This window comes from Iningainema tapete BLCC-T55, from assembly GCF_014698965.1.
Taxonomy (GTDB): Bacteria; Cyanobacteriota; Cyanobacteriia; order Cyanobacteriales; family Nostocaceae; genus Iningainema; species Iningainema tapete.
In genome coordinates this window covers 25,457-46,837 of sequence record NZ_JACXAE010000104.1, presented here as the reverse complement: position 1 = coordinate 46,837, position 21,381 = coordinate 25,457, and the positions used below count along the sequence as shown (strand labels likewise).

Below are 21,381 nucleotides of genomic sequence, written 5' to 3'. Positions count from 1 at the left end.
CAATTGGATAAAGCAGATAAAGAAGCTATAGAGTTACGTTTAAAATATTATTTAAATATTACAGAAAATCCTAGTGAAGACTGGTTTCTTCAAAATGCGTCTCCAGAACTTTTAAAAAAAGTCTTTGATTATCTACCTGAAGATACAAAGAATTTAGCAATAGAAGAATTAATCAACAATTTAGACTCTTAATACATTTTTTTGAAAGCGGGCGATGGGACTCGAACCCACGACGGTCTGCATGGGAAGCAGAAATTCTACCACTGAATTACACCCGCGAAAATGTTAGCCAAAATAAGGCTAACATTTATTATAGCACTATTTCCTCACTGAGTAAGATGGTGGTTCTTCTGTTGCAGATGGCATAACCACGACTTCTTCAACAACCTTGTGCCGCTTGTCGCCATCGGGGCGGAATAGCTTGAGAATCCAATTTTGCAAGTTGTCAAAGAAGCTGAAAATTACGGGTACTACCACCAGAGTCAGTAGAGTGGAAGTTGTAAAACCTCCGAGAATTGCCACACCCATTGGTTGGCGAACTTCTGCACCAGCACCAATCCCTAAAGCTAGGGGAATGATCCCAGCAATTGTTGCCAAAGAAGTCATCATAATTGGGCGCAGTCGCGAAACACCAGCTTCTAGTAGGGCATCTCTTTGGGATTTGCCTTCTTCCAAACCAATAATTGCATGATCTACCAACAGAATTGAGTTTTTCGTCACAATACCCATTAATAGCACTATACCAATCAATGCATATATCCCTAAAGCTTTTTGTGCCACCATCAAGGCTACAAGTGCGCCACCTAAACAGAAGGGCAATGCCGCCATAATCGAGAGGGGATGGAGGAAGTTGTTATAGAGTAAGACGAGGATGGCGTAGATAGACATTACTGCCAGCCCTAATGCTCCACCAAACCGACCAAAAATTTCTCCCAGAATTTTGGCATCACCAGAGTTGCGCTGTGCTACTCCATCTGGCAATTTTAACAGTGCAGGTAGCTGGTTGACTTTATTGAGTGCCTCTCCCAAAGAAGTACCTTGGAGGTTTGCTTCTACAGAAACTTGACGGGCGCGATCGTAACGGTTAATTGTAGCAGGACCACTACCAAACTTGATATCTGCTACTGCTACAAGGGGAACCAAGTTGCCATTCTGACTGGGAACTTGAAGATCCTTAATTGTATTGATGTCCTCACGGGCTTTAGGATCGATTTGGACACGAATAGGGATTTGGCGATCAGGAAGATTGTATTTTGCCAAATTCGCATCGTTATCTCCGATAGTCGCAAGGGAGGCAGTACGGGCAATAGATTGTACTGTCACGCCCAAATCTCCAGCCCTTTGCGGATCGGGAATTACCAAAATCTCTGGTTTCACCAAACTGGCACTAGAAGAAACTTCCACCAATCCAGGTATGGTGCGCATTTGTGTTTCTAGTGCATTCGCAGCTTGATTTAATGCTTCGGGATTTTCACTTTGTAATAGTATAGTTAAATCCTTTCTACCGCCAACCGCTCCGGCACTCTCGAAACTGATTCTTGCTCCGGGAATTTGCTCGAACAGAGGACGTACTTTGCGCTCAAACTCTAGTTGGGAAATGTCTCGTTGTTCTTTAGGTTTAAGCTGGATTGTCAGAGTTGCAGTATTAACCTGTTCTGCTGCCAATACACTAATGACATTTGGGTTCTGCCGGATCAGATTGGTTGCCTGTGTTACTACTTTGTTGGTATCTGCGATTGTGGAACCAGGGGCTAGTTCTATAGAAACAGTCGAAATTCCCAGATCCCCACCATCAACTAACCCTTTGGGAATGTAGGGAACTAACATCACACTGGCAATAAAGAAAGCAATGGCAATACCCAAAGTTGTAAATCTATACCGGATTGCCCACCTGAGCAAAGAGGCGTAAGGTTGAAAGCGCCGACGCTTGTGAGTTTTATGTTTTGTTTTTTCTTGGTTCCCACCAGGGAGTGTAAATTGGAAATTAAAGAATTTAATTACTCTTTTCCTTCCCTGTTCCTTTTCCCCATGCTTATCCTTTAGTAGATATGCGCCCATCATTGGTGTTACCATCCGGGCGACTAAAGTTGAGAAAATGGTGGAAGCGGCAACTGTAACACCAAAAGGTTGGAAAAATTGACCGGGAACGCCACCCATAAAAGCAACAGGCAGAAATACGGCAATAATTGTCGCCGCACTGGCGATTACTGCCAAACCTACCTCTTCAGATGAGTCAAAAGCAGCTTCCCTAGCTGTTTTGCCCATTGCCATATGCGTTTCCATGTTTTCAATTTCTACCACGGCATCATCCACCAAGTTACCCACTGCTAAGGCTAATGCCAACAAAGTCATGTTGTTCAGGGTGTAGCCCAACGCTGACTGTACGGCAAAGGTGGGAAGCATCGATAGTGGCAGTGCTAATGCTGTAATTAATGTTGCCCGCCAATCTCGTAAAAACACTTGAATGACGACAACTGCTAATATCGAAGCTTGGATTAATTCGTCAATTGTGCTTTGATAAGATTCACGGACAAAAGTAGCTCTGGTAAAAATTAAATCTAATTTGACATCTGGTGGTAGTGTTTTTTGCAGTTGTGCTACTGCCTCTTTCACTCCTTCTTCCACTGTCACCAAGACGCTTCCAGTGCTGCGTAACACCTGGAAAGCTACCACTGGTTTGTTGTTTAAACGTGCATTTTGTCGCACCTCGCCAAAGCTATCTTCTACCGTTCCCAAACTAGACAAGGGAACGGAACCGCCATTGGGCAAGATGATTTCGTAGTTTTTCATGGCATCGATACTTTTAGCGTTACCCAAAGTACGTATACTTTGTTCGCTACCACCGATTTCAGCACGTCCACCAGGTAAGTTAATGTTTAAAGCACGAATTTGGTCGTTTACCTGAGTGGCAGTGATGCCTAGTGATTGTAATCGATTTGGATCGAGGTTGACACGAACTTCCCTGTCAAGCCCTCCCACACGCTTAATTTCTGCTACTCCTTTGACAGCTAGCACAGCGCGGCTGATGGTTTGATCGACGAGGTTACTTAGTTCTTCTACTGAAAGCCGATCAGATCTCACCGCGTAAGTCATAATCGGACCACCAGAAAATTCTACACGTTGTACAATTGGGTCGTTGATATCTTGAGGAAGGTTTTGGCGAATTTGTGCTACCGCATTACGAACGTCATTGGTAGCACGGTCAGTATTTGTCCCTAGTACAAACGCGATTGTAGTTGTAGAATTGCCATCGGTGACTGTCGATCGCATTTCATCGATGTTCCCTAACCCAGCCACAGCATCTTCAATTTTTTTCGTTACCTGGAATTCTAGTTCCGCAGGTCCTGCTCCCGGTTGTGTTACTATAACTGATACTGTAGGTACATCTATATTTGGGTTGATATCAATTCCTAAGGTAGTAAAAGAGAACCAACCTACTAAAGTCAAGATTAAGAATATAACTATCGTGGGAACAGGTTTTTTAATCGACCAAGCTGAAATATTGAAAGACATGAAAATAGTTGTTAGTTGCTAATTGCTAATTGCTAATTGGGGGCTAATTGGGGAATTGCTATTGGCTATTAGCTATTAGCTATTAACCATTAACCATTAACCATTAACTATGGACTGTTGAGTTGGGGCTGTTGATTGTTGACGACTCGTACTCTGTCACCATCTTTGACATAACCAGCACCATCAACCACCACGCGATCGCCCAATTTTAATCCACGTTTAATTTCCACTCTGCCACCAATAAGGATTTCCCCTACTTCTACTTTCATCGCACGCACCGTGTCTTCACCCGATAGCATGAAAACGATTACACCACCATCTGCTTGAGGCAACACTGCTTTTTGGGGAATTGCCATACCCGTCGTGGTGGTAGTAGTAATTGCCGCACGAGCAAACATACCTGGTTTTAGCGGCGAATTAGGTGGCAAATCTATCTTCACCGTCGCCTCACGCCTTTGCTGATTAACCACTGGTTCGATACTTTTTACTTGTCCCTGCAAGCGCACACGGCTATCAGCATCAAGAGTAACCTGCGTAGTAGCACCTATTTTCACCTGTGGCAATTGCACCTCCGGAACAAGCGCCTGTAATTCTAGCTGCCCATCTTGAATAATCGAAAACAGCTTTTGCGAGCCACCAACCACAGTAGCTACTTGAGTTTGTGGCGGCACACCCGTCACATCCCCCACTCTTGCCAGTTTCTCCGCCACAATTCCTGCCACAGGGGCGCGAACTAAAGTTTGTCCCAGTTGAGTTTTTAATTGCTCTACCTTCGCCGCACTACTCCTAACAGCAGCTTGAGCGCTATTCACATTCGCAACCGCAATCCGAACATTCGCTTGAGCGCTACCAATATTCGCTGTAGCACTGCTAACATTAGCTTCTGCACTCCTAATATTTGCCTCCGCAAGACGTACCCCTTCAGTTGCCGTGTCCAAAGTTGTCACCGCAGTATCTAATTGTTGACGGCTAAGCGCACCTTGATTCACAAGTTGTTGAGTACGTTTAAAATTAATTTGGGCATCTTTTAACCTTGCATTAGCTTGACCCAAATCGGCTTGTTTTTGCTGTACAACTGCCTCATTTGATTTCACAGCTGCCTCAACTGAAGTAACTGCTGCTTGCTTTGACACCAAATCCGCTTGCTTGGATGCTACATCCGCCTGCTTTGATTCCACATCAGCTTTTGCTTGGCGAATTTGCTCTTGCAAAATAGAGTCATCAAGCACTGCCATCACTTGACCTGCTTGCACAGAGTTTCCCACATTGACTAAAATCTGTTTAATTTGCAAGCCGTTTACCTGAGGTAAAATTGGAGTCAAATCACGCGCTGCGACAGTTCCAGTAGTATTGAGAACACGGGCAACACGAGTAGTTTCCACAGACGCAACAGTAACGGTCATTGTTGGCGCTGCTTGTGTTACTTTATTCGTTGTCGGTGATTGTGTCGTAGGACGATTACTGAGTAGACGTAACCCTCCGATCCCAACAGCTACCCCCAACCCAATCCCGACAAACAACGGTAAGAGCCAAGGCTTTCGCTGACGACGTACTTTTTTGCGCTGCCAGCTAGACTCCTCAACTACTGGTTCTTCCACTTCAAGTTCTGAATAACTTTCCTCTCCCACAGTCACCCTCCACAACAGCCCAACCATACTACGCAGTTTTGCTTAAGAAAGATTGAATTTATTTACTGTATATCAACTATGACTTATTTTCTCAATTTATGGTTGTATAATCTCACGGATTCTACCTAAAAAAAAGTCACTTTCTTTCCCTACTAGGTAATTCCTCTCATCGACTGGTTCACATCACTCAGTTTTCCTCTGTAGATCACAGACAAAGAAGCATTACTTGTGTAAAACTTAGGAAATATTACCTAATACTAAGACTTGAAGAAATTTTCTCGCTTATTGTCATCCAAGCTCTTATAGTCTTAATTTGCGCCTTACCAAGTTCCACGACAAATATCTATTTTTGAGCTAAACTCGTTGATCATTTTTATTTTACAGATTTAGCCAGTATGTTCAATGCTACTGAAATTTTAATTGATGCTTTTGTCAATCAAATTAGAGACGGTTATCACCGCACTTATGGATGCTTAAAGACTGATTACCAGGATATTATAGCTTGGGCTGGTAATATGGCTTTGGAAAATATTGCCAATAGCGATGCCCTATATCATAACGTTGAACACACAATCCTAGTTACCCTTGTTGGTCAAGAAATTTTGCGTGGCAAACACATTCGTGAAGGCGGGGTTTCCAGCGAAGACTGGTTACATTGTGCCATCTCCTTGCTATGCCATGACATCGGTTATGTCAAGGGAGTTTGCCGTCTAGACATTGAGGAGCAAAATTTGTATGCTACAGGTCAAGATGAAAATATGGTTTTACTTGCACCAGGGGCATCAGATGCTAGTCTCACGCCTTATCACGTTGATAGAGCCAAGCTTTTCATTGATGAGCGTTTTGGTGGTCATAAATTGATCGATTCTGAGGTAGTAAAGAGTAATATTGAATTAACTCGATTTCCAGTACCAGCCGCTGATGATCATCAAGATACAAAAAGTTTTGCTGGCTTAGTACGTGCAGCAGATTTAATAGGACAATTAAGCGATCCACGCTATTTGAAGAAAATTACTTCTTTGTTCTATGAGTTTGAGGAAACTGGTATTAATAAAGTTCTTGGTTATTACTCTCCTGCTGATTTACGCAAAAATTACTCTAAGTTTTACTGGAATGGTGTTTATCCATATATCCAAGATGCACTGCGTTACCTATCTTTGACACAACAAGGAAAACAAATTATTGCTAACCTTTACTCGAATGTGTTTGTGGTGGAACACGAGAAACTTCATGAAGAACATTTATTTTTAGAGAAGGTGAGGAGTTAGAGACGCTCCGCCGGAGCGTCTGTACAGGTATTAAGAATTATAAATTAAATTTGGTAATTTATAATTTATAATTAAATATTTACAATCAGACGCGATAAATCGCGGATCTACACATAACACAAAATTATTATGAACTGGTGGCAACGACTGAAAAAAAATCCGTTAGCTAGATTTGGGGCAATTATACTATTAATTTTCTACATATCAGTAATTGCAGCTGATTTTGTTGCGCCTTACAATCCGTTAGCCTCACAACCAAATGGTTCACTATTACCACCTACTCGGATTTACTGGAATTCTCCATCGGGACAATTTATTGGTCCCCATATTTATCCGACAACTCAGGGAAACACAAATTTAGAAACAGGCGATCGCCAAATCATTGTAGACTTCAAAAAGCCCACTCCTCTACGACTATTTGTCAAAGGTTCAGAATACCAACTATTTAAACTCAGCTTACCCCTACCACCCAAATGGGACGAACAAGAAATATTTAGCGGTATTACCTTCAACAGGCACTTATTTGGTACAGTTGGAGAAGCAAAATTCAACCTTCTTGGTACAGATGACCAAGCTCGCGACCAATTCAGCCGTTTAGTACATGGTGGTAGAATCAGCATGTTTATCGGTATTTTTGGCGTAGCTGTTTCCTTTCCCCTGGGTATGCTACTTGGTGGAATTTCCGGCTACTTGGGAGGTTGGACTGATAGCATCATCATGCGCTTGGCAGAAGTGCTGATGACTTTCCCCGGTATCTATCTTTTGGTGACATTAAGCTCAGTTTTACCTCCAGGCTTAACCAGTACTGAACGCTTTTTGCTCATTGTCGTTATTACCGCATTTATTAACTGGGCTGGATTAGCACGAGTAGTTCGGGGACAAGTACTCTCCATCAAAGAGCGGGAATTTGTCCAAGCAGCAAGAGCAATGGGTGGCAAGCCACTTTATATTATTCTGCGCCACGTTTTACCACAGACTGCTACTTACATAATCATCTCCGCCACTCTTGCCGTTCCGGGCTTTATCGGCGCAGAAGCAGTACTAAGTCTCATCGGCTTAGGAATTCAACAGCCAGATCCCTCTTGGGGGAACATGCTCTCTCTTGCGACTAATGCTTCAATTCTAGTACTACAACCATGGCTAATTTGGCCCCCTGCTGCGCTGATTATCCTCACAGTGTTAGCTTTTAACCTACTTGGTGATGGGCTAAGAGATGCCCTCGATCCCCGTAGTTTGCAAAGGTAGATAGAAGACGGGAGAAGGTATCTAATGTAGAGACAGTACAGTACTGTCTCTACATTTATTTGTCGCTCGAAAACTTTTTGCTCACATTTCGTAATATTTTGTTATAATTATTTACATAAAGTTCAATCAAAATCTAGCAGCGCTATGCTTCAGTGAAGCAGTGAGCAGCTGCTAGCTAGTCTGTGATTGTTAATTGCCGATAAAGCTGTTTCCTGCAATTGTCAGATGAATACTATAATTTCTCAGTCACATTCACACAGTTCCATTGGTGACAACATCACGACAATGGATACTGATGAACTTCTCACTAGCTATGCAGCAGGTAACAGAGATTTTTCACTTGTTAGCCTGAAGCAAGTGCACTTAAGTGAATTATGTTTAACTGATATTAATTTGAATCGGGCTAACTTGAGCGGTGCAGTTTTGTTATGGACAAATTTACATAGAGCTAATTTAACTGGCGCTAATTTAACGGATGCGATTTTATGGAGAACTAACTTAAGCGCAACCGTGATGATTTGGGCTAATTTGAGCAAGGCGAATTTAATTCGCGCAAATCTCACTAGAGCAGATTTGCAGAAAGCTTCCCTAACTGGCGCAGATTTGCGCTTAGCCAATTTAGGCTATGCCGATCTCAGAGGAGCCGATCTGGCAGGTGCTGACTTGCGTTATGCTGACCTTAGTGGAGCAAATCTGGCAGGTGCTGACTTGAGCAAAGCTAACTTGACTGGGGCAAACCTGAGTAAAGTAAACTTACATCAAGTTAACTTCACTAAAGCTATTTTATCCAGAACTGATCTGCGCTATACAGATCTAAGCTGCATAAATCTAGATGCAGTTGACTTATCTGAAGCTCTGATTGGTGCTAATTTAGCTGAAACTATCAAAAATCATAAATTGACTTGACACAGAGATAAAAATGTGCATTCCCAAGTGAGTCGTGGTTGAGCGTAACAAAGCAGAGATTTGCGGGTTTGTTCTAACTGCTGAATGATACTAGGTTGATGCCACTGTAGCCAGTAAAACTGCTGTAAATAATCAACTAACCATAGCTGTGCCTCTGTATCTAAAGTTTTATCAATTTCTTTGCCTAATTCCAGAGCATTACGGTAGTTTTTTGGTAATTGTGTTAGTTTTTGCAGTAACTCAGCCGGAATTGTTTGGAGTAGCTCGTAAGATGCGATCGCCTCCCCCGGACTACCAGATGCCATACTCAACACAGTAGAATGCTGTAAAATCTCCTCATGCCCCGTTTGCTGCAACACCTGAGTCATTGCTGCGGTATCCAATCGATAAAAAGGAATCCGTTGACAGCGTGAAACCAAAGTTGATAACAAATAGTCAGGTGAAGGAGCAATTAAAATCAACGTCGCCTTTCCTGGTTCTTCCAAAGTTTTCAGCAAAGCGTTAGCAGCAGCTTCCGCCATCGTCTGTGCCTGCTCTATTATCACTACATTTCTTGGTGCTACCAACGGCGAACGACTAAGAAACTCAGTAATTTCCCGAATTTGTTCTAAGCGAATAGCCGGCGGTGCTTTGCGTTTGAGTCCTTTTTCTGCTGCTTGTGCTGGCGTTAGTCGTTGCCCTTGATGTAAGTAGGTTGGCTGTACCGTTAATAAATCGGGGTGATTCCCTTGTCGCACACGCTTATCATCTACGCCAAATAGTAACTCTACAAAACATTTTGCAGCTAAACTGCGCCCCACACCATCAGGTCCGGCAAATAAATACGCTGGCGCTAACCGATTTTTCATTACTGCTTGCGTCAGTAAATCTACTGCTTGTGGTTGTCCTGTCAGTTCTGTAAATGGCATCTTTTGATCCAATTTACAAATTAATTTACAATACTCAACTTCATTTCAGTCAATAACTCAACAAGATCTTTAAGCAATTCAACTTTATCGTCATCAGACTTTGGTATGGCATCCTGAACTTTTTGAACACAAAAATCCAATATTTCTAAGTTAACCTCTGAATCAATTAACTCAATGACTTGAAATGCTTGATGACTAACTTCAAAATTACCTGTAATCACCAGATCCACTAGCAAAGTTATCACAGAGGAACAATCAAATCCTTCCAGCGCATAAACCAAAGTCCCTCGATACCCCTCTGTTTTTGGATCTTTAAGCAATGATACTATGGGATATAGCGCCCTTTCATCCCCTAGCTCCCGTAGCCCCACAGCAGCGGCGTTGCGAATAACAGGGTTAGTGGTTGTTTGAAGCAGATCTATTAAAATGGGAACAGCTCGCCTATCGCCTAGATCCCCAAGTGTATGAGCAGCTTCAACTACTAAATCTGGATTATTGGAATCAAGTTTATCTACGTAATCTTGATATTTTGTATAGCTTTCTGTCATGCTATCCCTCTGTTCTTCATACTACTTTACTTTCGGCTTGCCCCTCGAAACCCAATCTTCATAAGCTTGTCTTGCCTCCTCTGCATTATCAAGATCCCTGCCGCCATATTCAGCCTTTCCTTGGCGATGCCACCATCTCTGAAAATCTTGATCGTCGTATCCGTACCACTTGTCCCGTTTGCGTTTTTTCCCTCCTCTAAAGCTCTCGCCCTTTTTACCTTTGTTTGTGTAGTCATCCATCTCCTATTATTGATAAATATCCCCAAGCTTTAAATAAATGAGACAAAATTGCTTGTATTTGAGCAAAGACTGCATCTCTATCCAAGCTAGCATCTACACGTATCATTTGTTCTGGGTAGGATGTATAAAGATGAGCATACCCTTGCTGTACGCGACGATGAAAGGCTATGGTTTCTTTTTCCATACGATCGCCTAATACACCACTTCCTTTTTTACGTACAAGTCCCACTTCAACATCAACATCTAACCATAGAGTCAGGTCACTTTTTAACCCAGATGTGGCAATGGTGTTAAGTTGATTAATTAAATTCATGTCTAAACCGCGTCCCCATCCTTGGTAAGCAATGGTGGAGTCTGTGTAGCGATCGCACAAAATAATCTTACCCTGAGCAAGATTTGGTTTGAGCTTTTGTTCGACGTGTTGCGCTCTATCGGCAGCAAATAAAAGTAATTCTGTTCTGTCGGCGATTGATTGAGATGCTTCTAGTAACAAATGCCGCAAATCTTTGCCTAAGTCTGTTCCCCCAGGTTCACGAGTGATAATTGAGGGAATGTTGAGGCTTTGTAGCCATTGAAGACAAAATTGCATCTGGGTAGTTTTACCGGAACCCTCCACTCCTTCAAAGACGATTAATTTACCATTCATGTTTTTGTGTTGTGATTAAATGGTGGGGGAGACGCCCCGATGGGGCGTCTCTACTAGGAATCTTGTAATACGGTTTTGGAAACGATTCTGGTTTTTTTGCGATCTGCTTCTGTTAGTTCTTCTCCTGATTGTAGGCGAGTGGCGGATGTTTGTAGTACTGTTGCGGCGCTGGTGTCTCCCATTTGGAGAGCTGTTTTGGCAGCTGTTTGTAGCATTGTAGCTGCACCTGCGCGATCTCCTTGTTGTAATTTTGCTTCTGCTAGTTGGGTTTGCCGATACTTCGCTAATGCTAAAATATGTTTTTGTACTTCAGGGTCAGGAGAAGATTGGTAAATTTGAGCTACATTTGCTTCTACTGGAATGTTTTCGGAAAGTAAACCTGTCAGATCTTGAGATGGGTCATCGTAACGGACTTGCACTCTGGCAATAGTTTGTCTACCTTCTGGTAATTTTCCTATATAAAGGTTTGCCAAAACCACCCGTTGAACATCTTTCATCAAGTCTCCTAGACGTACTGCAAAACGTCCATCTGCTTCTTGTTGTAGTGGCAATTCAATTGTGTCTGGCGCAACTTGAGCGATAGGTTTTAATTCAGCTATTCTGATATTAGGCATCAAGGAGAACAGTAGATATGCATTAGTCAAGCCTACAGTTTGAATCCGCTTAAATAGCCGACCAAACTCATCAACTACTTGCTCTGCTTGTTGAATGTAAGATAACGTACCACCACCTGCATCGGCAATTTTTTCCAGTACATCTTGGTTCCAGTTATCACCAAATCCTAAAGTGTTCAAGGTTAAATTATAGCCAGTAGCTAGTTGAGCAAACTTTAAACAACGATTATTATCGCCGTGTTCATTTTCTCCATCAGTTAATAAAAAAGCTTGAGAAACAGTTTCTTTTTTTCCCTTCGCTAGTTCTTCAATACCCAAACGTAAACCTTCATCAATAGCAGTTCCACCATCAGCAGAAAGGCGATTTATTTGTTGTTTAATCCGTTCTGGATTTTCAATCACTTGATTAGGAACTAAGACTTTGGCACGGTGATCAAAAACTACTACACTGAGGCGATCGCCAGGATTTAATTTATCCACAATACGGGTTGCCGCTTTCTTGACAATTTCTAGTGGACGCCCACCCATCGAACCACTATGATCGAGAATTAGGCACAAATTTAGTGGCACATTACGATCTGTATACTCTGCTAGTGCGGAAATAGACATAGCCAATTGACGTTGACTACTTGGTTGATTAGCGTCTAAATTGGCATCATTGAGAGATGACTGTAAACTAACCTTCATAAACCCAAATTCCTATCCAAGAAACACATATTCATTAATAACTTCAAAGCGGAACATTCGCGCTACGGAAAATAAATTTAGTTTTCAGTCTTAGGAGTGTGAGAATTGTCAATGTTAAGTTATAAAAATTTACTTAAGAAAGTTTTAATTCCCAACTTACAACTTAAGACTCGATACTACTTAAAATATCTTAGTAGCCTAGCACGAAGAGTGGCAAAGCACTTTTACGCTCATAGCGAGAAATCCGCACCTCTAGGCGCACTGGCGAAGCGCTAGGATGTATTACAGTTAACGGCATCAAATCAAGCAACAGTTACTATGGACATTTCCCCCATCAAGGCTGTTCAAGCCCCTTACTACGGCGATAACTTCTACCGCACACCACCGCCAGATTTACCCTCCTTGTTATTAAAGGAGCGAATTGTCTATTTGGGAACTCCACTGGTTCCAGAAGTAACTAAGCTGATCATCGCTGAACTACTTTATTTGCAGTCAGACGATCCAGAAAAACCAATTAAAATTTACATCAACTCTACTGGCACATCCGGTTATAGTGGCGATCCCGTGGGCTTTGAAACTGAAGCCTTCGCTATATATGATACAATAAAGTATATTAAGCCTCCTATCCATACGATTTGTATCGGTTCAGCGATGGGGATGGCAGCTATGCTCCTGAGTGCAGGCACAAAGGGTTGTCGTGCCAGTTTGCCCAACGCTTCTATTATTCTCCACCAGCCGAAGAGCTATGCTCAAGGTCAAGCAACTGATATTCAGATCCGGGCTAAAGAAGTATTAGCAAATAAGGCGACAATGGTAGAAATCCTCGCTCTTAATACTGGGCAAACTAAAGAAAGAATTGAGAAGGATATGGATCGCCTATTCTACATCACACCTAAGCTAGCTGTGGAATATGGTTTGATTGACAGAGTTTTTGAGAAAGAAGAACTCGCCCATCCTCCAGTACCCTCTGGAGTTCTTTAAATATTATTTTTTCCTACAGCTACAACGGAGTATCAAAATGCCTATTGGCTATCCCAGTGTCCCCTACCGCTTGCCAGGGGAACAGTATACACAATGGATTCATATTTACAGCCGTCTGGCACGCGATCGCATCATCTTTCTTGGCGAAGAAGTAGATGATAAAGTTGCCAACGAAATCATCGCCATCATGCTATATCTCGATTCTGAAGATCCAGGAAAGGATATTTTTCTATACATTAACTCTCCTGGTGGGATGGTCACATCTGGCTTGGCAATTTATGATACAATGCAGCACATCAAATCAGATGTGGTCACCATTTGTGTCGGTTTAGCAGCTTCGATGGGATCGTTCCTGTTAGCTGGTGGAACCAAAGGTAAACGACTGGCTTTGCCTCATTCACGGATTATGATTCACCAGCCTTCTGGTGGTACTCGGGGACAAGCAACCGATATTGAAATTGAGGCAAGAGAAATTATCCGCATTCGTCACCAGTTGAACAACATTTACGCTAACAATACTGGTCAGGCTTTGTCTAAAATTGAGAAAGACATGGATCGTGACTTTTTCATGTCCGCTCAAGAAGCGAAGGAATACGGTTTAGTTGATCGCGTGATTGAAGAGCGCGTTTAAAATTCGTAGAGACGTTCCGGCGGAACGTCTCTACAGGTAATGGGGCAAAAACTGTAATGAGTGAACTTTACATTCCAAATTGAGTCATTATGATTAAAATAGCTGATAGCTAATATTTAGGCTTGATAAAAGTTCAAGATGGATCTTGGAGATTACTACCGTTTATTGGGTTTAAGGTCGGGAGCTTCTTTTACCGACATCAAAACTTCTTACCGTCGATTGGCACATCGGTATCATCCCGATATTAACCCAGGTGACAACAAAGCTAAAGAAAAGTTTATTGCCCTAACCGAGGCATACAAGGTGCTGTTGCAGGTAGTACCAAAAGAAGAAATATCTCCAGCAAGGCAGACGTTAGTCACTGAATCTCAACAAGCAAAGACAACGCAACGGCAAGCAGCGACAAAAACACCAGAAAAGCCCAAACCAAAACCGCCTAATATAGTAGAAATAGAACAGCGGTTAAAGTGGAAAACTTATGAACAGTTGCAGCGGTTTTTGAAAGAAAAAAGGTATCATCAGGCGATCGCACTATCTGAAGCATTAGCAGATCGTTTACCAGAAGATGCGGAAGTGCGCCAGTGGCAAGCAATTGTTTATCAACGTTGGGGAAGAATATTAATCGCTAATAAACAACTGCACAAAGCCAGAATTTACCTCAAAAAAGCTTTGAAAACAGATCCTCACAATAAAACTTTATTTAATGAGGTGCAATGTGATTTTCAGCGCTTAGAGCAAATGGTTTAGGGGTAGGGGCAAAGGCTAGCCGTGTCCCTACGGTTCTTGCCGGGATTGATTTTACCCAAATTTATTTACGTATTATTACTATAGCCATATCATAGTTTGGTAGCTATTCTGAAAGTATGGTACTGATGTAGGACTAAGCTGAGCAATAAGGCAATTTCCTCATGTTTTACCGTTTCGCTTTCACCTCTAGCTTGTTAATAACAAGCTCGATTATTTTCGATCAAGCAGCACTAGCTCAAAGTGTAGACGTTCCCTTTAACGGAACAGTTCCCGCTCAAGCTACTTTTAGCATTCCTATATTCAGTACCGCAGAACCAACATCTTCTGGCGATTCTGGTAGTAACGGGAAAACCTTTAAGTCAGTAGCTCCAACTACAATTAGCGTTCAGTCTAGCACACCTGCCAAAATCACTATTTCACCTCCCCACTTAGTATCTGGACCTACCCCCGATCCTGTTGGAACCACCCATATAGGATTTCTCCAGTTTGGTTCAACTAGCGTTAGGAGTGATGTTGCTGGAGGAACCGCAGCTTTACCTACAGGTAACACCAATTTACAGGTAGATTTTTTGGTAGAGCGACCTGAAGAGTTTGCCCCAGGAACCTATACTTACGGCCTTACCTTAACTATCACTCCATAACCATTTAACCGTATTCACGATTTATTTACTCAAGGAGAGTTTTTATATGATTCGCCGTTTACTTTCCTGTGCTTTGGTAATTGCAAGTACTGCCGCTATTGCACCCAAAGCCTTTGCACAAAGTGTTGATATTAACTTTTCCGGAACTGTGCAAGGTAAATGCAACTTTGGCACTCCTACTGGTGGTGTGTTAGCAGCTGACGGTGGATTTGGTAATGGACAAGGTGCTTCTAAAATAAGTTCCTTAGTTCCAGGAGGCTCTCCAGGTCAAGTTATTGTCAGTTGCAACGAACCAGCTAACCTGATGATATCTGCTCCAATTCAAACAGGAGGACCTTCCGGAGGTTTATCAGGGGCGATAGTTGAGTCACCTTTTGGTAGTACAGGAACCGGCTTTGGTTCTTTTAGTGGTCCTACTGGTCCTTTGTTTCTCCCTTCTGGTGCAACACCACTAACTGTTCACATGGGAGTAGAAAGCGCTTCTAATAGTTATTTACCGCCTGGTAACTACGCATATAAAGTTACTTTAACAATCACACCGTAGTAATTTTTCTACAAGATGAGGGAACCATATGTAGGTCGTGATGAATATAATCGTACCGTAAATATGGTTCGCAACTATAGGATTTTACTGGTAGTGGGGGCTTGCTTATCTAGCTTGCTTCTTTGTGGTAAAGCTTCTGCACAAGTCAGTGTTTCTCCACTAGTGATTGAAGCTAAAGCCGATCGCGGGCAAGCCCAAGGCATGATTACAATCACAAATACCAGCAACACTCCGAATCGCGTGCGCGTTTACGCTGAACCTTTCACCTATAACCGCGATACCGGGTTTCAAAGCTTACCTGCCAATAGTCCCAACAACCTCACACCATATCTACAATTCTCCCCCCGTGAATTAACTATTCAGCCAGGGGAAAGTCGGCGGGTACGCCTCATCAGTCAGTTAGCGCCTAGTCTAGCAGATGGCGAATATCGAGCTGTGGTGTTTAATGAAACTCTTAGCGATGCAAAGGATAATGCTGGCAATAACGTTAGTTTAGTTGCGCGGATTGGCGTAACGTTCTATGTCAGAAAAGGTAATTTTTCTCCTAACTTAGCCGTAGATAGTGCTAGCTTCAACACACAGCAAAAGCAAATTCAGCTACTAGTTCGCAATAGTGGTAAAGCAACTGCCCGCCCAAGTTTAAATTGGACGCTACGCCGTGGGGAAACTGTTGTTAAAACTGGGCAGGTAGATGCAAATGCTGTTGTTGCACAAAGCGATCGCCACTTCTTATTAAATTTCCCAGGCAAAGAACAAGCCCTTGCCTCCGGTACATATCAGCTAAGTGGTGAGTTGGTATGGGGTGAAGATAAGGAAAAAACTAAGCTGCCATTCAATGTCAATTTTACCATCCCTGCTCAGAATGCGGTTACTAAATAGCCCATTACGGCGGTTTCCGGTAAATAGCTCATCCCACCAGGGAATAAATAATACCATTTCACCAAAAGCTGGCTACACACGATTCCTTCTTGCCCCCCTTTATAAGGGGGGTTGGGTGGTAAAAATCTGTTGCCCACTAAAGTGGACTAATTATACATTCCTCTTCAGAGGACTTCGGCTATTAGCCATTGATTTAAATCAATGGCGAACGTGGTTTTTACCTTTCACCTTTTGGCTTCTTATTGTCACCCCAGCAGTTGCTAATCCATCCATAACGCCTATCCCAGCAGATGAAATCACAAACAACATAAATGAATTAACTATAATTCCGGTGGGTGTAACTGTGGGTAAACGTAATGTGAATCCCAGCGTTTTAGTGCGGGGGAAAGAAGATGGTTCCCGTGCAATTAACTTTGAAAATTGGCTTTTGCCTTACGATGCTGTAATTCAAGCGTTAAAACTCAATGTTACAACATTACCAGATGGTCAGTTAGAAGTGCGATCGCCTGGTATTGTCACTCGTATCGATCCGAAAAAACTGTATACCGATCCCGAAATAGGACTAGTTTTTTCCATTCAAGACTTACAAACTTTGTTTGGTGTTCAAGCTGAATTTAACATCAACGAGTATGCAATTGTCCTAGAAGTACCTTGGATAAATAAATCTAATACCCCATTGGCGGAAACAGAGACTCCTATTATATTAGAAGGATTGCCACACTTCCAACCAGGAAGATTTAATGTGGCAGCAGTTGAGCAAAAGGTAAATGGTAGCGGTACTGCAACTACATCACCAAGCTTCAGTGGTGATTTGCTTGCTGTTGGTACAGCTTTTGGCGGTTCATGGTTCATCCATGCCTCCCAACCAACCTTGCAAAATCAGCAAACTTGGAATATTGCTGAAGCGCAGTTTTTGCGACAAACTAATCAAGCTGATTATGTTTTTGGTTCTCAACCGACTTTTTGGTATCAAGGAGGCGGGGATTATTGGGGCTTTACTTTAATTCAACGACAGGGGTTTACTCCTCAACAATCTTTCGGTGGTAGTTCTTTTGATCCCCGCCAACGGTTGCAAGCAGCGCAAATTGGACGCACGATCGCAGGTAGGGCAGAACCTGGTACTTTAGTAAGATTAGCAGAAGCTTTTGGCGATCGCGTGATTGCTGAGGTGTTAGTTGATTCTTCTGGTATTTACCGCTTTGAAAATATCAAAAGTAAAGATCAATCTTTTGGTAGCAACTACCGCGTCTTACTTTATCCTGAAGGACGACTGACAGCACAACCAGAAATTCGCCAAGCCACCTATACTACAGTACCAGGGCAGATTCCTGGTGGTGCTTCGGCTTGGGTTGCTTCTGGTGGGTGGCGACGGGATATTTCTCACCCCGGTTTGTTGGGATTTGCGGATTTTAGAGGTGGAATTGCCGGAAGATGGGGTTTATCAGAAAATTTAACGGTAGGTGTGGGGGGAGTTTATGACGAGTCGATCAAAGGAATGGCGGAATTATTCTATCGTCCCGCAAATTTTCCGTTACAAGTAGCAGTCTCAGCACTTGCTGGTGGTAACTTGGATGTCATAGCAGATATTCGCTACGATCCATCCTCTCAGTTTAGTGCTGCATTGACAAGCGATCGCATTTCCAGTCGTTTGAATGTTAATTGGAATGTCGCTCCTAGCTTCAGTTTATTCGCTACTACTGACACTCGCGATGCTACTGGTGGGGGGGTGCAAATTAACTTGAGTGGTAGAAACGCCTTTACTTTTGCCCGTGTCAGTCTCGATACTGAAAACCGTTTGCGGTGGAATTTGCTACAACGTCTGGGTAGCTTGGAACTAACACAACGGGGTAATGAAATTGGTACTTTCTCCGAACTTACCTACAATTTGTCTCCAGGCAGCTTTTTCAATTCAGGACATTTGTTACTTCTCAACTATGAAACCCGCAGCCAAAATCGTAGTGATAGTTTGCTTACTTTAGGTTGGCGGTATCGTTCTGAACAACGAGCAATAGATGGTAATTATCTTTTTGAAGCACAGCTTGGTTGTGGGATGGGTTCTCAGGGTACAGGAATAATTGCCACAGTAGGAACCACCGTGCTACCAGGTTTGATGTTGCGGGGACGTTATCAAGGTGTTTCTGTGACTTCTGATGAAGCCACTTTCAGTGTAGATTTAGTTTCTAGCTTGGGTTTGCAAGCAGGTATTAATCCTGGCGATCGTCTTTTAGAATACTTTCGCACTCAAGGTGGTTTGTTGATTCAGCCTTTCTTTGACCGTAATAATAACGGTAGACGAGACTTTGGTGAAAAATTTTATACAAAAAATTCTGAGTTGCTGCTCACGATTAATAATAGATCAATTAAGTCCTGGCAACATGAAATTAGAGGCGATCGCATTAGCATACGTCTCCAACCTGGAACTTATCGCCTCGATCTTGATCCTGCGGGTTTTCCGAACGACTGGCAAGCTACAACTGATGCGTTGGCGATTGATGTTGTTGCTGGGAGCTACACACCTGTAATGATACCACTAATTCGCTCCTACACGCGATCAGGAGTTGTCAGCGATTCCCAAGGAAATGCTGTTGTTGGCGCAAGAGTAGAAGCCATAAAACCTGAGGGAAAACGGAAATTTTCCGTCACCAACGGTGCTGGAGTATATTACTTGGATTTACAACAAGGTGACTACACGCTACAAGTAAACGGTAAATCTGTTGGCAATTTAAAATTAGAAGAGTCTTCCGAGGCTTTTCAAGAACTTAATCTCAAACAACCCTAAAAAAATCGGCATGATGCCGTACTCCTAGTTAACACACCCGAAGAAATCTGCCCCCCAATTTATCGGGGGGTTGGGGGGATCAATCGTCAAAAGTCATGCCAGCGGTTGTGTATTCTGGCTCAGTAATGCTACTCAAACTTCGGATCTCAATAACTCTGTTACTTCTTTTAGTACTTGAGTAATTTCAGGTTTATCAGAACTGACGACATCATATGGTAAATGCTTGTGATGTGGAAAAGTAGGGAGATTGGGAAAGTGAGGTGTACTATCATAACGAAAAACCAGGCAATTTCGTTCATCTTGAAAATGGTAACGATAATCGAGAAATTTCAACTGATTTCCCGTGACTGATATAGCTTCGTTTATTTCCAATAAATATTTTTGATTGAAGCGCAATCTAATTCTTAAATTAGCTCGTTGTGATGTTAAAATTTCTTCTTCGTAACGTTCTACATAAACATTTTCACATTGAATAATTCCTTGTTCCACTTGCTCAAGGTAATCAGACAGTATGTTAGGCAGCATCATTCAATCTCTGTTCTATTTCTTGACGCAAAGCTAAGTAATGACGGTAATCATTTGCCCATTCTATAAATAGAATATCATCTGATAACATTCCTTGATTGTATTTATGAAAAAAATCTTCAGAGTTCATTTTTTGCTGATTCTCATATACACTAAGTCGCTTGGTAACTGCAACCAGAGCATCTAATGATGACGTATATTGAATAGTTTGCTTACGCATTTTCTCTTGACTCCAAAATAATGACATTTTAATTATAAGCAATGATGAAGGCATGGAGGGTAGTTCAACGTACAGATAACCATGAAACGGACACAAACACTGTTGTTGTTAGTTTATTAGCATAAACAACAGAAGTTGGCGTCCAAAAAGAGGACAACTCAAAAAGCAGCCATTACAGCACAATTCCTTTAGAAGTACTACAGGCGTTAGAAGAAGCAGGGATTCATCTTAATCTTGGTGTAGCCGATCGCCTCTGGTTAAAATACTCGCTACCGATTTGACGAGGCGCTCGCCTACACAGTAGCCCAGCCCGTCGCTGTTCCATTGCTCTCCTTGAACTATGCGTAAACCCAGAGTGGCAAATTGTTGAAGACATCGCCCTCGGCACTCCAAATCAAATGAACCCTTTAAGAACCAAATGCTGTGTGTGGCGCTCTGGTTGAGTGAGTGTAGGGACGGCGATTGCAAGGGGCGGATAATTGCGATCGCCAATCAACGAGCGTCTCACCTGACTATCAAAAATCTGCTTGAATTGCTAATATTTATCTGGAATCGTATCTTGTCCATTTGTAGCAATGTTTATGGATACTGTTTCAAAGCAGCATATTATCTGTAATAACTATGCACATTAGTATCGCAGACGACACGAAAAAAGGTTTCATGCAGCCTGTGCTATACGTGGGCTGAAGATGAGCCAAGTGGTAGCAGAAATGATTGAGCAATGGTTAAAGGCTAATGAAGTACCTCCTTTAAAGGAAACAAAAGTATAAATACTTACTATATTAATAACTTTGCTACTTATAAATCAAGTTAACTAAAAGCTTACCATATACCTCAAGTACTTATGTCAGAAAGACCAGAAGATACTATTTGGATTGTGACTGATGATACTCCTCAAATAACTATCCCTGATGGTACTAAGGGCGGGATTAGCAGAGGAGGAGATTGGGGAGATGAAACAGAACCTAGTGGCTCAAAAGGAGTAGGAGATGCAGTTAAGGTTAGCGTTGAAAAGTTAGAACAAGAAATGTCTCATTTTGTACAAGTTGTAGGACGGATATTTGCTCGTGCTGAGCGTCAAGCTAATGCTAACTCTCTTGTGCAGTTAGACGAAATTGAATTATCGGTAGAAATTAGCGGTGAAGGGCAAGTTAAGTTAATTGGTAATGGTGTAAAAGCAGGCGGCAAAGGGGCAATAAAGTTGAAATTCAAGCGAGTAGAACTAAAATAA

At 42.3% G+C, this 21,381-nt stretch carries 23 protein-coding genes and 1 tRNA gene; 13 read left to right on the top strand and 11 right to left on the bottom strand.

All coding sequences use genetic code 11. The annotated features are described in order from the left end of the window. Positions 1 to 3 precede the first annotated feature (3 nt). Entirely contained in the window at positions 4 to 192 is a 189-nt protein-coding gene (locus ICL16_RS46320; RefSeq protein WP_238361086.1) for a hypothetical protein, read from the top strand. 14 nt (positions 193 to 206) lie between these two features. Here ICL16_RS46320 and ICL16_RS34600 read toward each other — a convergent pair. From ICL16_RS34600 to ICL16_RS34590, 3 genes are all read right to left on the bottom strand, one after another. After that, a tRNA-Gly gene (locus ICL16_RS34600) sits at positions 207 to 278 on the bottom strand. A gap of 40 nt (positions 279 to 318) precedes the next feature. After that, positions 319 to 3,513 (bottom strand): efflux RND transporter permease subunit, encoded by a 3,195-nt coding sequence (locus ICL16_RS34595; RefSeq protein WP_190836108.1) that lies wholly within the window; start codon positions 3,511 to 3,513, stop codon positions 319 to 321. Between the two features lie 107 nt (positions 3,514 to 3,620). After that, entirely contained in the window at positions 3,621 to 5,141 is a 1,521-nt protein-coding gene (locus tag ICL16_RS34590; RefSeq protein ID WP_190836107.1) for an efflux RND transporter periplasmic adaptor subunit, read from the bottom strand. 395 nt (positions 5,142 to 5,536) lie between these two features. Between ICL16_RS34590 and ICL16_RS34585 the strand changes: the two genes are divergently transcribed. The 3 genes from ICL16_RS34585 (at position 5,537) to ICL16_RS34575 (ending at position 8,560) form a co-directional block, all read left to right on the top strand. Beyond that, entirely contained in the window at positions 5,537 to 6,409 is an 873-nt protein-coding gene (locus tag ICL16_RS34585; RefSeq protein WP_190836106.1) for an Npun_R2479 family HD domain-containing metalloprotein, read from the top strand. 129 nt (positions 6,410 to 6,538) lie between these two features. Then, positions 6,539 to 7,654: an ABC transporter permease gene (locus ICL16_RS34580; RefSeq protein ID WP_190836105.1), complete on the top strand. Its 1,116-nt coding sequence runs from the start codon at positions 6,539 to 6,541 to the stop codon at positions 7,652 to 7,654. Positions 7,655 to 7,939: 285 nt separating this feature from the next. Next, positions 7,940 to 8,560, top strand: coding sequence for a pentapeptide repeat-containing protein (locus ICL16_RS34575; protein WP_190836135.1), 621 nt, complete (start codon positions 7,940 to 7,942; stop codon positions 8,558 to 8,560). Here the strand turns inward: ICL16_RS34575 and ICL16_RS34570 are convergent. From ICL16_RS34570 to ICL16_RS34550, 5 genes are read right to left on the bottom strand one after another with little or no spacing between them, the layout of a single operon-like run. Then, positions 8,545 to 9,468: a DNA polymerase III subunit delta' gene (locus tag ICL16_RS34570; protein ID WP_190836104.1), complete on the bottom strand. Its 924-nt coding sequence runs from the start codon at positions 9,466 to 9,468 to the stop codon at positions 8,545 to 8,547. The genes ICL16_RS34575 and ICL16_RS34570 overlap by 16 nt on opposite strands. Positions 9,469 to 9,488: 20 nt before the next feature. After that, entirely contained in the window at positions 9,489 to 10,016 is a 528-nt protein-coding gene (locus ICL16_RS34565; RefSeq protein ID WP_190836103.1) for a HEAT repeat domain-containing protein, read from the bottom strand. Between the two features lie 21 nt (positions 10,017 to 10,037). After that, a complete protein-coding gene (locus ICL16_RS34560) occupies positions 10,038 to 10,256 on the bottom strand; it encodes a hypothetical protein (RefSeq protein WP_190836102.1) in 219 nt (72 codons plus the stop codon). Further along, positions 10,249 to 10,902, bottom strand: coding sequence for a dTMP kinase (gene tmk / locus ICL16_RS34555; protein WP_190836101.1), 654 nt, complete (start codon positions 10,900 to 10,902; stop codon positions 10,249 to 10,251). Before tmk ends, ICL16_RS34560 begins: the two co-directional genes overlap by 8 nt. Positions 10,903 to 10,955: 53 nt before the next feature. Next, positions 10,956 to 12,203 (bottom strand): vWA domain-containing protein, encoded by a 1,248-nt coding sequence (locus tag ICL16_RS34550; RefSeq protein ID WP_190836100.1) that lies wholly within the window; start codon positions 12,201 to 12,203, stop codon positions 10,956 to 10,958. Between the two features lie 318 nt (positions 12,204 to 12,521). On the opposite strand from ICL16_RS34550, the gene ICL16_RS34545 reads away from it, so the two are divergent. The 7 genes from ICL16_RS34545 to ICL16_RS34515 all read left to right on the top strand — a co-directional run bounded on the left by ICL16_RS34545 (position 12,522) and on the right by ICL16_RS34515 (position 19,405). Beyond that, positions 12,522 to 13,184: an ATP-dependent Clp protease proteolytic subunit gene (locus ICL16_RS34545; RefSeq protein WP_190836099.1), complete on the top strand. Its 663-nt coding sequence runs from the start codon at positions 12,522 to 12,524 to the stop codon at positions 13,182 to 13,184. A gap of 37 nt (positions 13,185 to 13,221) precedes the next feature. Further along, positions 13,222 to 13,815: an ATP-dependent Clp protease proteolytic subunit gene (locus tag ICL16_RS34540; protein ID WP_190836098.1), complete on the top strand. Its 594-nt coding sequence runs from the start codon at positions 13,222 to 13,224 to the stop codon at positions 13,813 to 13,815. 138 nt (positions 13,816 to 13,953) lie between these two features. Continuing rightward, positions 13,954 to 14,562 carry a J domain-containing protein gene (locus tag ICL16_RS34535; protein ID WP_190836097.1) on the top strand — a complete coding sequence of 203 codons (609 nt, stop codon included), beginning with the start codon at positions 13,954 to 13,956 and terminating at the stop codon, positions 14,560 to 14,562. Between the two features lie 161 nt (positions 14,563 to 14,723). Beyond that, positions 14,724 to 15,203 (top strand): hypothetical protein, encoded by a 480-nt coding sequence (locus ICL16_RS34530; RefSeq protein WP_190836096.1) that lies wholly within the window; start codon positions 14,724 to 14,726, stop codon positions 15,201 to 15,203. Positions 15,204 to 15,249: 46 nt separating this feature from the next. Next, the gene (locus ICL16_RS34525) at positions 15,250 to 15,747 is read left to right on the top strand and encodes a hypothetical protein (protein ID WP_190836095.1); all 498 of its coding nucleotides are present in this window, start codon (positions 15,250 to 15,252) and stop codon (positions 15,745 to 15,747) included. Positions 15,748 to 15,762: 15 nt separating this feature from the next. Continuing rightward, on the top strand, positions 15,763 to 16,626 hold the full coding sequence (locus ICL16_RS34520; RefSeq protein WP_420485323.1) for a fimbrial biogenesis chaperone: 864 nt from the start codon (positions 15,763 to 15,765) through the stop codon (positions 16,624 to 16,626). Beyond that, on the top strand, positions 16,583 to 19,405 hold the full coding sequence (locus ICL16_RS34515) for a carboxypeptidase-like regulatory domain-containing protein (RefSeq protein ID WP_238361085.1): 2,823 nt from the start codon (positions 16,583 to 16,585) through the stop codon (positions 19,403 to 19,405). Before ICL16_RS34520 ends, ICL16_RS34515 begins: the two co-directional genes overlap by 44 nt. Positions 19,406 to 19,537: 132 nt before the next feature. Here the strand turns inward: ICL16_RS34515 and tumE are convergent, their stop codons facing one another. The 3 genes from tumE to ICL16_RS34500 form a co-directional block, all read right to left on the bottom strand. Next, entirely contained in the window at positions 19,538 to 19,933 is a 396-nt protein-coding gene (gene tumE / locus ICL16_RS34510; RefSeq protein WP_238361084.1) for a toxin TumE, read from the bottom strand. After that, complete coding sequence (tumA, locus tag ICL16_RS34505) at positions 19,920 to 20,150, bottom strand: antitoxin TumA (protein ID WP_190836094.1); 231 nt, start codon at positions 20,148 to 20,150, stop codon at positions 19,920 to 19,922. Before tumA ends, tumE begins: the two co-directional genes overlap by 14 nt. Positions 20,151 to 20,378: 228 nt before the next feature. Continuing rightward, complete coding sequence (locus ICL16_RS34500; protein WP_190836093.1) at positions 20,379 to 20,642, bottom strand: hypothetical protein; 264 nt, start codon at positions 20,640 to 20,642, stop codon at positions 20,379 to 20,381. A gap of 197 nt (positions 20,643 to 20,839) precedes the next feature. Between ICL16_RS34500 and ICL16_RS47885 the strand changes: the two genes are divergently transcribed. After that, complete coding sequence (locus ICL16_RS47885) at positions 20,840 to 20,920, top strand: hypothetical protein (protein WP_238361090.1); 81 nt, start codon at positions 20,840 to 20,842, stop codon at positions 20,918 to 20,920. Positions 20,921 to 20,994: 74 nt separating this feature from the next. Then, complete coding sequence (locus ICL16_RS34490) at positions 20,995 to 21,381, top strand: Pepco domain-containing protein (protein ID WP_190836092.1); 387 nt, start codon at positions 20,995 to 20,997, stop codon at positions 21,379 to 21,381.

Excerpts from the sequence above, each read along its gene's own strand:
- ICL16_RS34565 (WP_190836103.1), bottom strand. The coding sequence starts at position 10,016 with ATGACAGAAAGCTATACAAAATATCAAGATTACGTAGATAAACTTGAT.
- ICL16_RS34560 (WP_190836102.1), bottom strand. The coding sequence starts at position 10,256 with ATGGATGACTACACAAACAAAGGTAAAAAGGGCGAGAGCTTTAGAGGA.
- ICL16_RS34575 (WP_190836135.1), top strand. The coding sequence starts at position 7,940 with ATGGATACTGATGAACTTCTCACTAGCTATGCAGCAGGTAACAGAGAT.
- ICL16_RS47885 (WP_238361090.1), top strand. The coding sequence starts at position 20,840 with ATGAGCCAAGTGGTAGCAGAAATGATTGAGCAATGGTTAAAGGCTAAT.
- ICL16_RS34525 (WP_190836095.1), top strand. The coding sequence starts at position 15,250 with ATGATTCGCCGTTTACTTTCCTGTGCTTTGGTAATTGCAAGTACTGCC.
- ICL16_RS34530 (WP_190836096.1), top strand. The coding sequence starts at position 14,724 with ATGTTTTACCGTTTCGCTTTCACCTCTAGCTTGTTAATAACAAGCTCG.
- ICL16_RS34520 (WP_420485323.1), top strand. The coding sequence starts at position 15,763 with ATGAGGGAACCATATGTAGGTCGTGATGAATATAATCGTACCGTAAAT.
- tumE (WP_238361084.1), bottom strand. The coding sequence starts at position 19,933 with ATGATGCTGCCTAACATACTGTCTGATTACCTTGAGCAAGTGGAACAA.
- ICL16_RS34535 (WP_190836097.1), top strand. The coding sequence starts at position 13,954 with ATGGATCTTGGAGATTACTACCGTTTATTGGGTTTAAGGTCGGGAGCT.
- tumA (WP_190836094.1), bottom strand. The coding sequence starts at position 20,150 with ATGCGTAAGCAAACTATTCAATATACGTCATCATTAGATGCTCTGGTT.
- ICL16_RS34550 (WP_190836100.1), bottom strand. The coding sequence starts at position 12,203 with ATGAAGGTTAGTTTACAGTCATCTCTCAATGATGCCAATTTAGACGCT.
- ICL16_RS34490 (WP_190836092.1), top strand. The coding sequence starts at position 20,995 with ATGTCAGAAAGACCAGAAGATACTATTTGGATTGTGACTGATGATACT.
- ICL16_RS34595 (WP_190836108.1), bottom strand. The coding sequence starts at position 3,513 with ATGTCTTTCAATATTTCAGCTTGGTCGATTAAAAAACCTGTTCCCACG.
- tmk (WP_190836101.1), bottom strand. The coding sequence starts at position 10,902 with ATGAATGGTAAATTAATCGTCTTTGAAGGAGTGGAGGGTTCCGGTAAA.
- ICL16_RS34540 (WP_190836098.1), top strand. The coding sequence starts at position 13,222 with ATGCCTATTGGCTATCCCAGTGTCCCCTACCGCTTGCCAGGGGAACAG.
- ICL16_RS34545 (WP_190836099.1), top strand. The coding sequence starts at position 12,522 with ATGGACATTTCCCCCATCAAGGCTGTTCAAGCCCCTTACTACGGCGAT.
- ICL16_RS34585 (WP_190836106.1), top strand. The coding sequence starts at position 5,537 with ATGTTCAATGCTACTGAAATTTTAATTGATGCTTTTGTCAATCAAATT.
- ICL16_RS34580 (WP_190836105.1), top strand. The coding sequence starts at position 6,539 with ATGAACTGGTGGCAACGACTGAAAAAAAATCCGTTAGCTAGATTTGGG.
- ICL16_RS34570 (WP_190836104.1), bottom strand. The coding sequence starts at position 9,468 with ATGCCATTTACAGAACTGACAGGACAACCACAAGCAGTAGATTTACTG.
- ICL16_RS34515 (WP_238361085.1), top strand. The coding sequence starts at position 16,583 with ATGTCAATTTTACCATCCCTGCTCAGAATGCGGTTACTAAATAGCCCA.